Here is a 13,829-nt window from a genome sequence, read left to right as displayed (position 1 = left end):
CTGTGCATGCGCATCCAGTTACAGGACTGTCACCCCCAGGTGGGCGGCAAGGAGTGGCGCGAGGAGTCCCAGCTGGTAATCGTCAATCACCATGCCGGCCAGGCTGCCGAGTCCACTGATTTTGCGGAATTCCGTGCCCCTGAGGTCAAAGTCCTTCAGCTTGGCTCCAGCCAGGTCCAGCGATCCCACCGTGCAGTCCACAAGCTTCACGCGGGTTGCCACGGCGGCACCAAGGTCAAGTTCATTGATGATGCAGCCGGTGATCAGCACATCCGTGAGCTTGGCGCCGCGGAGGTTGAGGAAGTCCAGCTTGCCGCCGTCGATCCGGACGGACCGCCAGCCGCTTTCATAGAGCTCGGCAGAGCCCAGGCGCGGATTGCGGAACTCCACCTCCTGCCAGGTGCTCCGCGCGCCCCGGAAGACGGGCGCATACAGTTCGGCCAGGATGCAGTCGCGGAACGAGGCACCGCGAAGCTGGGTCTCATTGAAGGACGCGGCCTCGAAGACGCACTCGGAAAAGACGGCACCGCCCAGGTCCAGGCCGTCGGCGGCGGGACGGCTGAACCGGGCGTTCTCATGCCTCCCGCCACGCCGGAACTCGAGGTCCGGGCGGTCCTCAAGACCCTGCAGTTCCACCGGGGAGAGCCGGGGCGGCGCCACTTTGGCCACCCCCTTGCCTCGCACTTTATCCATGGCCCGAGCCTAACGGCCGGCACCGACAAGGAACAGCACGCCCAGGGCCAGGGGCTTGAAATAGTAAGCAAGCTTTGCATATTGTGAGAGAGCACGGTTGATCGACGGAAACGAAAGGAGGCCGGAACCATGGGCCTCGGAGACAAGATCAGTAACGCGGCAGAGGACCTTGGCGGCAAGGCCAAGGAAGCTGCAGGAACCGCGACCGACAATGACCGGCTGAAGGCAGAGGGCCAGGCCGACCAGGTCAAAGCCGATGCCAAGAAGGTCGGCGAGAGTGTGAAGGACGAGTTCAAGCGGGACTAGTTCCTTGCTGGTGCGGCCGCAGCGAACGGCGTGCTGCACCAGCCCTCACCATCCACTGCGGGTGGGCGTGTGCCCCTTTCGCGAATCCTCGGGCATGGTCATCTCGGCCCGGAGGCCGAGCAACCGGATGGGCCGGCCCGGCTCGATCTTCGCCAGGAGGTCGAAGGTCCGGGCCAGTACTTCGCCCGGATCGGACGTCGCGGGGATCTTCCGTCCGTAGGTCGTGGTGCTGAACGGGGCGTACCGCACCTTCAACGTCAGGCCAATCACCGGCCGCCCCTCGGCAGCAACATCCTCCAGCACCCGCGCGGCCAACTCCCTAACGGCGTCGTCAATTTCCGCCGCATCCGTCAGGTCGCGCTGGAAGGTGGTCTCCCTGCTGTGCCCCCGGGCCACCCAGGGAGTATCGTCGACCACCCGCGCGCCGTCACCCCGCCCAAGCTGGGCGTACCAGGGACCCATCTTGGGACCGAACTCGGGGACCAGGTCACCGGGGTCCGCGGCTGCGAGCGCCTCGACAGTCTTGATGCCCAGCTTGGCCAGGCGCTGGGAGACCTTTGCACCAATGCCCCACAGCTCAATCGTGGGACGGCCCCCCATGACGTCAAGCCAGTTGCCTTCCGTCAGCCGGAAGATGCCGGCGGGCTTGCCAAATCCGGTGGCAACCTTGGCACGGACCAGGGTGTCGCCAATCCCGATGCTGCAGTGGAGGCGCGTTTCCGCCAGGACGGCCTGCTGGATTTGCCGGGCGCAGGCCTCCGGATCCGTCGTCTCGACGCCAACGAACGCCTCATCCCAGCCGAGCACCTGCACCGTTGCCCCGGGCTGCGAGCGCAGCACTGCCATGACCTTCTCCGACGCCTCCAGGTACGCCTCGTGGTCCACGGGAAGGATGACCGCGTCCGGCACTTTCCGCGCGGCGATGCGCAGCGGCATGCCGGAGCCCACGCCGTAGGCCCTGGCCTCGTAGGACGCCGTGGACACCACCGCCCGCTCGGTGGGATCACCGCGGCCGCCCACGATCACCGGCTTGCCCGCAAGCTCCGGCCGGCGGAGCACCTCGACGGCAGCGATGAACTGGTCCAGGTCCACATGCAGCACCCATGGTTCGCTCACATGCCCAGTCTGCCCCGGCCGGGCGCCGCAGGCCATCTTTCCCGCATCCCTTCAGGGCTGGAACGCAAAAGGCGGGATTTCCCCGGGGCGGCCGGTTAGCCTTGGCCGATGACCATCGTTGACCTGGGCCCAGGGAGCGCCGCCGCGGGCGGCTCCCCCGGCCTGCGCGGCTATCTGGCGGTACCTGAAGGCCAAGGCCCTTTTCCCGCCGTCGTCATGATCCACGAGGTGTTCGGCCTGGATGACCAGACCCGCCGGCACGCGGACAGGCTGGCCCGCGCCGGCTACCTCACACTTGCCCTGGACCTGTTCAGCGACGGCGGACGGCGGCGGTGCCTGGTGGGAACCATGCGAGCCATGGCGGCCCGCAGGGGCCGGCCCTTCATCGACATCGCCACGGCCCGGAAATGGCTTGCGGAATCGGAACTCGGCAACGGCAGGACAGGGGTGATCGGCTTCTGCATGGGCGGCGGGTTCGCCCTGCTGGTGGCCCGTGACGGGTTCGATGCCGCCTCCGTCAATTACGGCCGGCTTCCGGGAAAGCAGCAGGAGGACCTGGTGGAAGCGCTGCGCGGAGCCTGTCCGATCGTGGCCAACTATGGCGGTGCTGACAAGTCACTGAAGGGAGCCGCAGCACGGCTGGAGTCAGCCCTGGACCAGCTGGGCATCGAGCACAGCGTCAAGGAATTCCCTGCGGCCGGCCACGCGTTCCTCAATGATGAAGAGCTGGGTCCGGTCCTCCTCCGGCCCTTGATGCGCGTCATGGGCGTGGGACCGGACCCGGAGTCCTCGCCCGAAGCCTGGCAGCGCATTGAGGACCACTTCGCCAGGTACCTTCGCGGCTGACGGGCCGCCTGGCTGGACGGAGCGAGGCCACGTGGCCCAAACGCGGACGACGGCGGTCTCCCGCCAAGGGGAGTCCCGCCGTCGTCCGTGCTGCTGGGGCCGGAAGGGCTAGCTGAAGAGCTGGCTCTTGGGCTGGTTGTTCTTGACCTTCTGCCAGCCCAGCCACAGGACCAGCGCGAAGAACGGAATGGTGGCCAGGGTCCACAGGCCCAGGTAGAACACCTCGCCGTCCTTGCTGGTCATGGTGTCGAACCCGATCAGCACGGTGATGGCGAGCAGGCCCAGCATGCCCGCCCAGCTGGTCCACGGCGAGCCGGGCATGGGCAGGGTGGAAGTGACGCCCTTGCGGCGCCGCAGCACGATCTGGCTGGCGAAGATGGAGCCCCAGCAGAAGATCACGCCGATGGAGGCACTGTTGAGCGCCAGGTCGAACGCGTGCGAGCCGCCCAGCCAGATGTTCAGCAGGATGCCCACGAGGTAGAACGCGGCGATGGCCAGGATGGCTGCATACGGGACGTGCCGCTTGGACATTTTGGTGAGCCACTGCGGGGCGTGGCCGTTGTTGGCCATGGTGCGGAAGACCCGGCCGATGGAGTACAGCCCGGAGTTGCAGGAGGAGAGGGCGGCGGTGATGACGATCATGTTCATGACGTCGCCCACCCAGCCCAGGCCCATCTGGCCGAAGACGGTCACGAACGGGGACGTGCCGGCCTTGTACTGGTCGGACGGCAGCAGCATGGCCAGAAGCAGGACGGACCCTACGTAGAACACCACAATGCGCAGCACGACGGCGCGGATCGCCTTGGGCACTTCGCGTTCCGGCTTTTCCATCTCGCCGGCGGTGACGCCCACCAGTTCGATGCCGTTGTAGGCGAAGATAACGGCATTGAGGACCAGGACCATCACCAGCGCGCCCTTGGGGAACATGCCGCCCTCGGCCGCGAAGAGGTTCGACACGGACGCGTGGCCGTCGCCCACCTTGGCGTTGGTGACCACCATGAAGGTGCCCACGGCCAGGAAGATGACGATTGCGCCGACCTTGAGGCAGGAGGCCCAGAATTCGAACTCGCCGAACGCTTTGACGCTCAGCAGGTTGACGGCCACCAGGAGCGCCAGGGCGGCGATGGCCGACGCTTCCACGGGGACATTGGGGAAGAAGAACTGGAAGTACAGGCCGATGGCGATGAGCTCGGCGATGCCGGTCATGCCCCAGTTGATGAAGTACATCCAGCCGGACAGGTAGGCGCCCTTTTGGCCGAACATCTCACCGGAGTAGCTCACCAGGGAGCCGGAGGTCTGGCGGTACATGATGAGTTCGCCCAGGGCCCGCATGAGCAGGTAGGCGATGACGCCGGCGATGGCGTAGGAGAAGATCAGGGCCGGGCCGGTGGAGGCGAGGCGGCCGCCGGCTCCCATGAAGAGGCCGACGCCGATGGCGCCGCCCATGGCGATCATGGTGACGTGGCGCCGGCCGAGCGTCTTGCTGTAGCCCTCGGCGCTGAGGGATGAGTCGACGGCGACGGGTGGGGCCGTGCGGTTCTCGAGATCTGTGGGGGTACTTTGAGGCACAACGATTCCTTGTGGGTTGGGGGTTGGCCGCATCCGGACTTCGTATGATCAAGCTCACAAAATTCGGCCTCTGGGCCGTTGAACCTGCAGATGTGTGGGCGGATCGTCGAACTGCCGAAGCTTCACGCGACCTGACCATCCTACAAGACAGTCCGGAGTGGTACGTGACGCGCACTACATCTCAGCCGTCTCCAGCACCAGATTCTGCTCCGGATCCAGGGAAATCCGGTAGGTCCGCAGGGGTTCCGCTCCGGTGGTGGAGCATCCCGACGTGAGGTCGAACGCGTGCTGGTGCAGCGGACAAATCACCACCTGCCGGTCCACGGTGCCGTCCGCAACAGGGCCGCCGCGGTGGGGGCAGACCCCGGAGACCGCCCGCAACGAACCGTCCCGCAGCCGGAAGACGGCCACCTGTTCGCTCCCGACTCCGAAGGCCCTTCCCTCGCCCAGGGGAATCTGGTCGACCGGCCCCAGGACATGGGCGCCGGCACCTGTTCCGGCGCCGCTCATCGGACCGGCACCTGAGGGAGGACGGTCAGGGGCAGCGAAGTCCTGAACTGGCCGGGCGTTCGCGGGTCATCGCGTTCCTGCCACGGATCAACGTAGCTGTCCACGGAGGCCTGCACCGCCTCGTCAAGCCGTCCGGCGATCCCCTCTGCGTCCTGCACAATCACGGCCCGCAGGTGCTCGATGCCCACGCGCGGGACGAAGGCATAGGTCCGTTCCAGCCAGTTGGCCTGTTCGCGGTAGTACTGCATGAAACGGCCGGTAAGGACCTTCACCTCTTCCGGATCGTCCACGGTGGCCAGCAGGTCTCCCTTGCGGATGTGGGCACCGGCGGCTCCCCCTACATAGATCTCCCAGCGGCCGCCCTCCACTGCCACCACGCCCACATCCTTCACCAGCGATTCGGCGCAGTTCCGGGGACACCCGGAGACTGCGAGCTTGAGTTTGGCGGGCGCCTCGAGGCCCTGGAAGCGGGATTCGATCTCGATGCCCAGTTTGGTGGAGTCGCCGGTGCCGTAACGGCAAAAGTCCTTTCCCACGCAGGTTTTCACGGTGCGGAAGCTCTTGCCGTAGGCATAGCCGGAGGGCATGTCCAGGTCCGCCCACACCTGCGGCAGGTCCTCCTTGCGGATCCCCAGCAGGTCGATGCGCTGCCCCCCGGTGAGCTTGATCAGCGGGACGTTGTGCTTCTCCGCAACATCTGCGATCCGCCGCAGCTGCTGGACCGACGTCACGCCGCCCTTCATCTGGGGCACCACGGAAAAGGTGCCGTCCCGCTGGATGTTGGCGTGGACCCTGTCGTTGATGAAGCGGGCGTCGCGTTCGTCGATGTACCGGTCCCCCAGCATCATCTTGAGCAGCGAGGCGAGCCCCATCTTCGACTTTGCATCCTCGGCGCCGCCCGGCGCCAGCGCCTGGAACACGGCCGAAACCGACCGCAGGCCGCGTGCCCGGATTTCTGCCATCAGGGCCTGCTTGTCCAGGGGGATGCCGGGAACGTAGTAGCCGGCAGCGGGATCCTCTTCCACCGCTCCGTCGGCCGCCCACTCCACCACCTGCCGCACCAGGAGCTTGCAGGAGCCGCACCCTTTGCCGGCACGGGTGGCCTCCATGGCCCCGGACACCGAGGTGCAGCCGCCCTTCACCGCGCCCACCAGGTCTTCCTTGCTGACGCCGTTGCAGTTGCAGACCTGTGCTTCGCCGTCGAGCTCCGCGACTCCGGTCTCCTCCCCGGGCGCGCCAAGATCGAACATCAGCCCGAGCCGTTCCTCGGGCAACGGAAGCCCGCGGTCGAACGCCTGGGTCAGGTAGGCCACCTTGCGGCTGTCCCCCAGCAGCGTGGCGCCCACCATCTTGTTGTCCCGCACCACGATGGACTTGAAGACCCCGCGGCTGGGCTCGGAAAAGACGATGTGTTCGTCCGTCTCAAGTTCCGGCCCGTGCAGGCCCATGGAAGCCACCTCGACGCCGGCCACCTTCAGTTTGGTGGCGGTGCGCGAGCCCAGGTACGCGGCGCCCGTGTCCGTCCCCGTCACATGGTTGGCCAGCACCACCGCCTGCTCCCACAGCGGGGCCACCAGCCCGTACACCTCACCGCGGTGCTGGACGCACTCCCCCACCGCGTAGATGTCGTCCTCGTCCTGGACCCGCAGGCTGTCATCCACCACAATGGCCCGCTCCACCGGGAGCCCGCTGAGGACAGCCAGGTCCACGTTGGGACGGATCCCGGCCGCCACCACCACCATGTCGCACGCAATGTCCGGCCGGCCGCGGAGGCTGACGCCGGTCACCCTCTCCCTGCCAAGGACGGCCGTGGTCCGGCAGCCGGTCAGTACCCCGATGCCCAGGGCCTCAACGCTCCGGCGGAGCACCGCACCGCCGTCGGGCCCCATCTGTGCGCTCATCAGGTGGCCGCCGGAGTGGACCACGTCCACGCCCAGCCCGAAGCTGCGCAGCCCGGCAGCGGCCTCCAGCCCCAGCAGGCCCCCGCCGATCACCACGGCGTGCCGGTGGTGTTCCTGCTGTGCGTGGGCAGCCATTTTGCGGGTGTCATCGATGGTGCGGAAGCCGAAGACGCCCTGTTTCACCGACCCGCCGGGGGTGTGAAGGCCGTCCAGGGGAGGAAGGTGGGAGCGGCTTCCCGTGGCGATGATCAGCGTGTCGTAGGGCGTCACCCGGCCGTCGCTGGAAAACACGTGCTTGGCGAACCGGTCGATCCTGTCCGCCCGGACGCCCGCGTGCAGCGTGATCCCGTTGTCCTGGTACCAGGACAGGGGGTTGAGGAAGATGTCCGCGTCGCTCTCCTCGCCCGAAAGGACGTGGCTGAGCATGATCCGGTTGTAGTTTCCGTACGGCTCGTCCCCGAACATGGTGATGCTGAACTGCTCCGCACCGCCCCGGGCCAGGATCTCCTCCACCGCCCGGGCGCCGGCCATGCCGTTGCCGATGACCACGAGGCGCCGGCGGCTGTCCCCTGCGCGGGACCGGGGCCTGGGTCGGGCTGCGGCTTGCGCCCCGGTTTGCGTCTGCTCCGCCATGCTGCCCATCAGTGTTCCACCATCCCCAGGTCGATCACCACGGATCCGTGGACTCCCTCGGGCGCCGCCAGGTACAGCTCAATCACCGAGCCGCCGTCGATGTCCTCCACCACGCGCAGCGGAACATGGACCTCGTTCCTGGCTCCGATGGGGAAGTACCGCATCGGAACGCCGTTGCGCATGAGCACCACGGCGATCAGTTCGCTGCTTGAGTTGCCGCCGCGGAAGTACAGCGCCTGGTTGATCACCCCGTCCGGGACGTAGTGCGAGAGTTCGCTGTGCAGGGGGACGGGCTTCTCCATTCCCACGCCCTGGAAGTGGTAAATGCCTTGCAGGAAAAGGTTCTTGGTGATCACGGACAGATCCTTTCGGCCGGCGGAAAGACGGGCATGGGTCCATCTTCCGCCGCCGATGTTTCCGGCCGCCGGTCCCCCGGTAAAGACTGCTTTACGCGATTCTCACCGTTCCGTCAGCCCGGATACCGGCACCTGCTGCTGCCTGGTTGGGGGATAGGCTGAAAGCATGGCAACAGTCCACCGCGTACCGCCCGCGCCACAGCCCCAGCTGTACCGCTTCTCCCCCATGGACCTGGCCACGCTGTGCCTCTACGTTGCCATCGCAGGGTTCTTCGCGGTTGCCGGCGATCTGGTGGTTCCCTTCGTCCGGCAGATCGCACCGTCCCCCGCCGCCGCCACCTACGCCGTGAACCTGCTGTTCTATGCCTCGGTGGGAATACTGGCGCTGCTGGCCGCCCGCAAAGTGGTGGTCCGGGACCTCAAGGTCCTGGCAACCCGGCCCTGGTTCACGCTGCTGATGGTGCCGGCGGCCGTGATCGCCATGATGATCCTCACCGCAATTGTGGTGGCCGCCAACGGGCAGGTGGAGACCTCCGCGAACCAGGCAGGCCTGCAGGCGCTCATGCAGCAGGTTCCCGCGTGGCTCATGGTTCCGCTGCTGGTGGTGGTGGGCCCGTTCGTGGAGGAATACATCTTCCGCCACCTGCTGATCGGCAAGCTCAGCAGGCGCCTCAACATCTGGATCTGCTGTGCCCTGTCCGTCCTGCTGTTCGCAGCGCTCCACATCGTGGGGCAGGAAGCGATCACCCTCACCGCACTGCTCCCCTACCTGGCCATGGGCGCCACGCTGGTGTTCGTTTACGTGTGGACGGGGAAGAACGTGATGTTCTCCTACTTCGTGCACGCCGCCAAGAACCTGCTGGCGGTAATCCTGGTCTACGCCATCCCGCCGGAACTCTTCGAGCAGATGCAGAACATCCAGGCATAGGCCCGCTCCACAACATCTTCCGCACCGCCCCGGGCGCCTCTACGGTGGACGGATGGGACTGAATATCCAGATAGTCATTGATTCCGCCAGGCCGCACGAGCTCGCCGACTGGTGGGCGGAAACCCTGCAGTGGGCCGTGGAACCGCAGGACGCCGGGTTCATCCGCTCCATGATCGACCAGGGCTTCGCCACGGAGGACCAGACCATGACGCACCGCGGGAACCTGGTGTGGAAGGACGGCGCTGCCATCCGGCCGCCGGAGGAGATCGAGGCCAAGGCGCCTGCGCGGCGCATGCTGTTCCAGTCGGTCCCGGAGGGAAAGACGGTGAAGAACCGGGTGCACTGGGACGTCAGGCTGGACGGCCGGGACAAGGACGAAGTGCGGCGCGAGCTTGAGGCCCGCGGCGCCTCCTTCCTGTGGTCGGCGCGGCAGGGGCCCCATTCCTGGCACACCATGGCGGACCCCGAGGGCAACGAGTTCTGCATCAGCTGATGCCGATTACTAGACTTGGACGGTGAGCAACCAGATCCCCGCCCCGGTGTCCGACGTCTTCGATCCCACGCGCTGGCGGGTGGTCTCCGGCTTCGAGGACTTCCAGGACATGACCTACCACCGGCAGGTGGAGCGGGATTCCGACGGCGGCTGGGTGCGTGACCTGCCCACGGTCCGCATCGCATTCAACCGGCCCGAGGTCCGCAACGCGTTCCGGCCGGGTACCGTGGACGAGCTCTACCGCGCCATGGACCACGCCCGGATGACCCCCGACGTGGCCACCGTGCTCCTCACCGGCAACGGCCCCTCCCCCAAGGACGGCGGCCACTCCTTCTGCTCCGGCGGCGACCAGCGGATCCGGGGCCGGGACGGCTACCGGTACGCCGACGGCGAGACGCAGGAAACCATCGACCCCGCCCGCGCCGGCCGGCTCCACATCCTGGAAGTCCAGCGGCTCATGCGCACCATGCCCAAGGTGGTCATCGCGGTGGTCAACGGCTGGGCCGCCGGCGGCGGACATTCACTGCACGTGGTCAGCGACCTCACCATCGCCTCCCGGCAGCACGGCAAGTTCAAGCAGACAGACGCCACCGTGGGAAGTTTCGACGCCGGCTACGGCTCCGCGCTGCTGGCCCGCCAGGTGGGGCAAAAGACAGCCCGGGAGATCTTCTTCCTGGCCCGCGAATATTCCGCAGAGGACATGGTTCGCATGGGTGCAGTGAATGAGGCCGTGGACCACGCGCGGCTCGAGGAAGTGGCGCTGGAGTACGCCGCGGACATCGCCCGCCAGTCCCCGCAGGCCATCCGCATGCTGAAGTTCGCCTTCAACCTCGCGGACGACGGCCTGGCCGGCCAGCAGGTGTTCGCCGGCGAAGCCACCCGCCTGGCGTACATGACGGATGAAGCCGTGGAGGGCAAGGAGGCCTTCCTGCAAAAACGCGACCCCGACTGGTCACGCTTCCCGCACTACTTCTAAGGCAGGACGGCAATGAACAGCGAAGCAACACCGGCGCCCGTCCCCACCGGGCCACTGAATATCGAACCCGCCCTGAAAGCCCTCGCGGCCGCCCTCCATGGTGAGGGCCCCGCCGTCGAACTGTCCCTGGGCCCGGACGGCAGCCTGGTCGTGGGCCACGTGGAGACGCCGGGCTGCGACGACGCCGTAGCCGTGGTCCGCACGTCAGGTTCCACCGGCACACCCAAGGCAACAGTGCTGACCGTGGAATCCCTGGCGGCCTCCTCCATGGCCACCGCCCTGCGGCTCAAGGGCGAAGGCCAGTGGCTGCTGGCGCTGCCCGTCCAGTTCGTGGCCGGCATCCAGGTGCTGGTGCGCTCCCTGTTCGCCGGCACCCGGCCCTGGGTCATGGACATGTCCGGCGGCTTCACCCCGGAGGCGTTCACGGCCGCCGCGCTGGAACTGACGGACAAAATCCGGTTCACCTCCCTTGTTCCCACCCAGCTGCAGCGGCTCCTGGACCACCCGTCACCGGACACGCTCGCCGTGCTGCGCCGCTTCAATGCCATCCTGCTGGGCGGCGCCCCGGCCCCGCCGGCCCTGCTGGCAGCCGCCCGGGACGCCGGGGCCAGGGTCATCACCACCTACGGTTCCGCAGAGACCTCCGGCGGCTGCGTCTACGACGGCTACCCCCTTGAAGGCGTCTCGGTCCGCGTGGCGGAGGACGGCCGGATCCTGCTGGGCGGGGACACGGTGGCCGCAGGCTACATCGAGGCGCCGGACGAGGAAACCGGGACGTTCTTCGAGGAGGACGGCGTGCGCTGGTACCGCACCAGCGACCTGGGCTCCATTGACGACGACGGCCGGCTCACCGTGCTGGGCCGGGCCGACGACGTCATCATCACCGGCGGCGTGAAGGTCTCCGCCGGGCACGTCCAGGAGCAGCTGGAACAATCCGACGCCGTCGCCGCGGCTTTCGTGGCCGGTGTGCCGTCCGCGGAGTGGGGGCAGGCCGTGGCCGCCTACGTGGCGCTCACCCCCGAAGGCGCGTCCGGGCAGGAAGCCGGGGACGCCGCCGTCGTGCTCCAACAACTGTGGCAGCAGCAACTGGGCGTCCTGGCGCCCAAGACCGTCCTCACCGCACCGGCCCTGCGGATGCTGCCCAACGGCAAACCGGACCGGCTCGCCATGACCGCCGAACTCAGCGCCCTGCACGGGGGAAAGTAGAGTTGGACCTGCACCACCGCGGCGGGTGCGCACGTTCCATCCTGCCGTCTTACCGAAACAACACGAGGTACTAACCGTGGCAACAGCCGCCCAATGGATCCAAGGCGCCCGACTCCGGACGCTGCCGGCAGCGATCGCGCCAGTGCTGATCGGCACCGCCGCCGCCTACGAAATGGACTCGTTCCTCCTGCCCAACGCCATCCTTGCGGCTCTGGTGGCGCTCCTGCTCCAAGTGGGCGTGAACTATGCCAACGACTACTCGGACGGCATCCGCGGGACCGACGACGACCGCGTGGGACCGCTGCGGCTGGTGGGCTCGGGCGCCGCCAAGCCTGAACACGTCAAGTGGGCGGCGCTGGGAACGTTCGCCCTGGCCATGGTGTTCGGCCTGGTCCTGGTGGTCCTCACCCAGGCCTGGTGGCTGATCCTGGTGGGGCTCGGCTGTGTGATGGCCGCCTGGGGCTACACCGGCGGCAAGAACCCCTACGGCTACATGGGCCTGGGCGACCTGTTTGTCTTCGTCTTCTTCGGCCTGGTGGCCACCCTGGGCACCACCTACACGCAGGCGGGCCACATCAGCCTGTCCGCGGTCATCGGAGCGATCGGCACCGGCCTTATCGCCACGGCGCTGCTCATGGCCAACAACGTCCGGGACATCCCCACCGACATGCAGGCCGGCAAGAAGACCCTGGCGGTGCGGCTGGGCGACAAGCATGCGCGGGAAAGCTACGTGCTGATGCTCGCCGTCGCCATCCTGCTGGTGGTGATCCTGGCACCGGGCCGGCCGTGGATCCTGATCGTGCTGCTGCTCATTCCGGCCTGCCTGATGCCGGCCTGGCTGATGATCAACGGGCGCAAGCGCAAAAGCCTGATCCCGGTCCTGAAGCAGACCGGCCTGATCAACCTTGGCTACAGCGTGCTGTTCTCACTGGGGCTGATCCTCAGCCACGGGTTCTAGCGCTTGTTGTTGTTGCTGCCCTTGGCGTTGTTGATGGTGATGTCCGGGTTGGCGTCCAGCAGGGCGTCCTCGGCGTTGGCGTCCTGGACTTCGCCGGCGGAGCGCAGCGGCTTGGCCTTCCCGGAGAAGCGGTGCTGCAGGGCCGCGGCGGCAGCGTCGCGCTGCTTCTGGAAGAACAGGTAGCTGATGGCAAAGGCAATGAGCGCGGCGCAGATCACGGACATCAGCACCCCCACCTGCAGAAGCGCGAACAGGGCAAACAGGGGCACGAAGATTGCCAGCCGGATCAGGGAATATTTCAAAAAGGCCACTATTCAAGTTTAGCCGCCTCCGCCAGCGGCCCCTGCGCGTCCTGACGATAGACTTAATGGCATGCTCTTCCGTGTGGCTTTGGCCGTCGCAGTCCTCGTCATCTTCGTGTATGGCCTGGTGGACGTGATTCGCACTGAGGGCCGACTGACCCGCGGGATTTCCAAACCGGCCTGGATCATCGTCCAGATTGTCCTGCCCGTCCTGGGAGCCATCCTGTGGCTGCTGATTGGCAGGCCGCGCGGTACTGAGCAGCCCCGGCCCAGCTACCCGCATCCCGTGGCTCCGGACGATGACCCGGACTTCCTCCGCAACCTTGAGGCACGGCGCCGCAAGCAGGCCGAAACGGAGCGCCTCAAGAAACTCCGGGACGAGCTGGACGCAAAAGCCAAGGAGGACGGCGGCAAAGGCCAGCGCGGCACCGATGAACACGATACCGACGGACTGAAATAACGCTTATGGCGTTCCAACCCGGCGGAGAAGAGCGGCGCGTGCCGGCTCCCCCACCGAGGCCCGGCCTGTCCTACTCCGCGCCGCCGCCCATCCCCGTCACTCCCCCGGTACCCCAGGTTGTCCGGACGGCCCGCACGCTCTGGATCTTGAGCTTCGTGGCGGGCCTGGCCGTCCTGCTGGGATCCTTCGTGGCCCGGGATTCCAACCTGCAGCGGCTCCGTGGCGTAGTGGCGGACATGGCTGCGGGCAGCGACGCCGGGTCAGTAGGGACCGCGGCGGAGATCGTCTTCTGGGGGAGCATCGGCGCCCTGTTGCTGGTGACCGTGCTTGAAGCTGCTGTCCTGGCCGCGGCGCTGGGCCGCAAAAACTGGGCCCGCTGGGTCCTGGTCCTGCTGCTGGCCGCCCACCTTCCCGTCCTGCTCCTGGCATCCGCCTTCCTGGTCCCAAACGGCGCCGACGGCAGCTACGTGGTGATGCTGTGGGGTGCCGGCCTGCTCCTGGCGTTCGCCGGGCTGGTGCTTCTGTTCCTGCCGTCCGCCGGCTCCTGGCTGAAGCGGGAGGCCACGCAGGCCTGAG

General features: G+C 67.2%; 16 protein-coding genes. 9 read left to right on the top strand and 7 right to left on the bottom strand.

Annotated elements, in window-relative coordinates; genetic code table 11:
* Window positions 1-18: 18 nt before the first annotated feature.
* The gene (locus ACV095_RS03960; RefSeq protein WP_043424827.1) at window positions 19-693 is read right to left on the bottom strand and encodes a pentapeptide repeat-containing protein; all 675 of its coding nucleotides are present in this window, start codon (window positions 691-693) and stop codon (window positions 19-21) included.
* A 129-nt stretch (window positions 694-822) separates the two neighbouring features.
* On the opposite strand from ACV095_RS03960, the gene ACV095_RS03955 reads away from it, so the two are divergent.
* Window positions 823-999 (top strand): CsbD family protein, encoded by a 177-nt coding sequence (locus ACV095_RS03955; protein WP_018768872.1) that lies wholly within the window; start codon window positions 823-825, stop codon window positions 997-999.
* A 45-nt stretch (window positions 1,000-1,044) separates the two neighbouring features.
* Here the strand turns inward: ACV095_RS03955 and ACV095_RS03950 are convergent, their stop codons facing one another.
* Window positions 1,045-2,151, bottom strand: a complete 1,107-nt coding sequence (locus ACV095_RS03950) for a DNA polymerase IV (RefSeq protein ID WP_442852633.1) — start codon at window positions 2,149-2,151, stop codon at window positions 1,045-1,047.
* Between the two features lie 72 nt (window positions 2,152-2,223).
* Between ACV095_RS03950 and ACV095_RS03945 the strand changes: the two genes are divergently transcribed.
* A complete protein-coding gene (locus tag ACV095_RS03945) occupies window positions 2,224-2,961 on the top strand; it encodes a dienelactone hydrolase family protein (protein WP_478222939.1) in 738 nt (245 codons plus the stop codon).
* A 108-nt stretch (window positions 2,962-3,069) separates the two neighbouring features.
* On the opposite strand, the gene ACV095_RS03940 is transcribed toward ACV095_RS03945, so the two are convergent.
* The 4 genes from ACV095_RS03940 to ACV095_RS03925 all read right to left on the bottom strand — a co-directional run bounded on the left by ACV095_RS03940 (window position 3,070) and on the right by ACV095_RS03925 (window position 7,930).
* Entirely contained in the window at window positions 3,070-4,530 is a 1,461-nt protein-coding gene (locus ACV095_RS03940; RefSeq protein ID WP_056392681.1) for an amino acid permease, read from the bottom strand.
* 174 nt (window positions 4,531-4,704) lie between these two features.
* Window positions 4,705-5,040, bottom strand: coding sequence for a Rieske (2Fe-2S) protein (locus tag ACV095_RS03935; protein WP_018768875.1), 336 nt, complete (start codon window positions 5,038-5,040; stop codon window positions 4,705-4,707).
* On the bottom strand, window positions 5,037-7,472 hold the full coding sequence (gene nirB, locus ACV095_RS03930) for a nitrite reductase large subunit NirB (RefSeq protein ID WP_478223413.1): 2,436 nt from the start codon (window positions 7,470-7,472) through the stop codon (window positions 5,037-5,039). The genes ACV095_RS03935 and nirB overlap by 4 nt, the downstream gene beginning before the upstream one ends.
* Before the next feature lie 110 nt (window positions 7,473-7,582).
* Complete coding sequence (locus ACV095_RS03925; RefSeq protein WP_018768877.1) at window positions 7,583-7,930, bottom strand: hypothetical protein; 348 nt, start codon at window positions 7,928-7,930, stop codon at window positions 7,583-7,585.
* A gap of 166 nt (window positions 7,931-8,096) precedes the next feature.
* Here ACV095_RS03925 and ACV095_RS03920 point away from each other — a divergent pair, with 166 nt between their 5' ends.
* The 5 genes from ACV095_RS03920 to ACV095_RS03900 all read left to right on the top strand — a co-directional run bounded on the left by ACV095_RS03920 (window position 8,097) and on the right by ACV095_RS03900 (window position 12,491).
* On the top strand, window positions 8,097-8,858 hold the full coding sequence (locus tag ACV095_RS03920; protein WP_018768878.1) for a CPBP family intramembrane glutamic endopeptidase: 762 nt from the start codon (window positions 8,097-8,099) through the stop codon (window positions 8,856-8,858).
* Window positions 8,859-8,910: 52 nt separating this feature from the next.
* On the top strand, window positions 8,911-9,351 hold the full coding sequence (locus ACV095_RS03915; protein ID WP_142071216.1) for a VOC family protein: 441 nt from the start codon (window positions 8,911-8,913) through the stop codon (window positions 9,349-9,351).
* A 22-nt stretch (window positions 9,352-9,373) separates the two neighbouring features.
* Window positions 9,374-10,327 carry a 1,4-dihydroxy-2-naphthoyl-CoA synthase gene (locus ACV095_RS03910; RefSeq protein ID WP_018768880.1) on the top strand — a complete coding sequence of 318 codons (954 nt, stop codon included), beginning with the start codon at window positions 9,374-9,376 and terminating at the stop codon, window positions 10,325-10,327.
* Window positions 10,328-10,339: 12 nt separating this feature from the next.
* Window positions 10,340-11,533: an AMP-binding protein gene (locus ACV095_RS03905; RefSeq protein ID WP_223992608.1), complete on the top strand. Its 1,194-nt coding sequence runs from the start codon at window positions 10,340-10,342 to the stop codon at window positions 11,531-11,533.
* Between the two features lie 76 nt (window positions 11,534-11,609).
* Window positions 11,610-12,491, top strand: coding sequence for a 1,4-dihydroxy-2-naphthoate polyprenyltransferase (locus ACV095_RS03900; RefSeq protein ID WP_026265707.1), 882 nt, complete (start codon window positions 11,610-11,612; stop codon window positions 12,489-12,491).
* Here the strand turns inward: ACV095_RS03900 and ACV095_RS03895 are convergent.
* Window positions 12,488-12,802 (bottom strand): DUF4229 domain-containing protein, encoded by a 315-nt coding sequence (locus ACV095_RS03895; RefSeq protein WP_018768883.1) that lies wholly within the window; start codon window positions 12,800-12,802, stop codon window positions 12,488-12,490. The two genes, ACV095_RS03900 and ACV095_RS03895, sit on opposite strands and share 4 nt — an antisense overlap.
* Window positions 12,803-12,863: 61 nt before the next feature.
* On the opposite strand from ACV095_RS03895, the gene ACV095_RS03890 reads away from it, so the two are divergent.
* On the top strand, window positions 12,864-13,253 hold the full coding sequence (locus ACV095_RS03890; protein ID WP_018768884.1) for a PLD nuclease N-terminal domain-containing protein: 390 nt from the start codon (window positions 12,864-12,866) through the stop codon (window positions 13,251-13,253).
* A gap of 5 nt (window positions 13,254-13,258) precedes the next feature.
* The gene (locus ACV095_RS03885; RefSeq protein WP_235509832.1) at window positions 13,259-13,828 is read left to right on the top strand and encodes a hypothetical protein; all 570 of its coding nucleotides are present in this window, start codon (window positions 13,259-13,261) and stop codon (window positions 13,826-13,828) included.
* Window position 13,829 lies beyond the last annotated feature (1 nt).

This window comes from Arthrobacter sp. JDC6 (assembly GCF_056484025.1).
The sequence above is the reverse complement of the archived record's forward strand: the minus strand, read 5'-3'. Positions and strand labels throughout refer to the sequence as shown.

Coding starts and splice junctions, on each gene's coding strand:
- ACV095_RS03960 (WP_043424827.1), bottom strand. CDS start 693: ATGGATAAAGTGCGAGGCAAGGGGGTGGCCAAAGTGGCGCCGCCCCGG.
- ACV095_RS03955 (WP_018768872.1), top strand. CDS start 823: ATGGGCCTCGGAGACAAGATCAGTAACGCGGCAGAGGACCTTGGCGGC.
- ACV095_RS03950 (WP_442852633.1), bottom strand. CDS start 2,151: ATGGCCTGCGGCGCCCGGCCGGGGCAGACTGGGCATGTGAGCGAACCA.
- ACV095_RS03945 (WP_478222939.1), top strand. CDS start 2,224: ATGACCATCGTTGACCTGGGCCCAGGGAGCGCCGCCGCGGGCGGCTCC.
- ACV095_RS03935 (WP_018768875.1), bottom strand. CDS start 5,040: ATGAGCGGCGCCGGAACAGGTGCCGGCGCCCATGTCCTGGGGCCGGTC.
- nirB (WP_478223413.1), bottom strand. CDS start 7,472: ATGGCCGGCGCCCGGGCGGTGGAGGAGATCCTGGCCCGGGGCGGTGCG.
- ACV095_RS03920 (WP_018768878.1), top strand. CDS start 8,097: ATGGCAACAGTCCACCGCGTACCGCCCGCGCCACAGCCCCAGCTGTAC.
- ACV095_RS03915 (WP_142071216.1), top strand. CDS start 8,911: ATGGGACTGAATATCCAGATAGTCATTGATTCCGCCAGGCCGCACGAG.
- ACV095_RS03905 (WP_223992608.1), top strand. CDS start 10,340: ATGAACAGCGAAGCAACACCGGCGCCCGTCCCCACCGGGCCACTGAAT.
- ACV095_RS03890 (WP_018768884.1), top strand. CDS start 12,864: ATGCTCTTCCGTGTGGCTTTGGCCGTCGCAGTCCTCGTCATCTTCGTG.
- ACV095_RS03885 (WP_235509832.1), top strand. CDS start 13,259: ATGGCGTTCCAACCCGGCGGAGAAGAGCGGCGCGTGCCGGCTCCCCCA.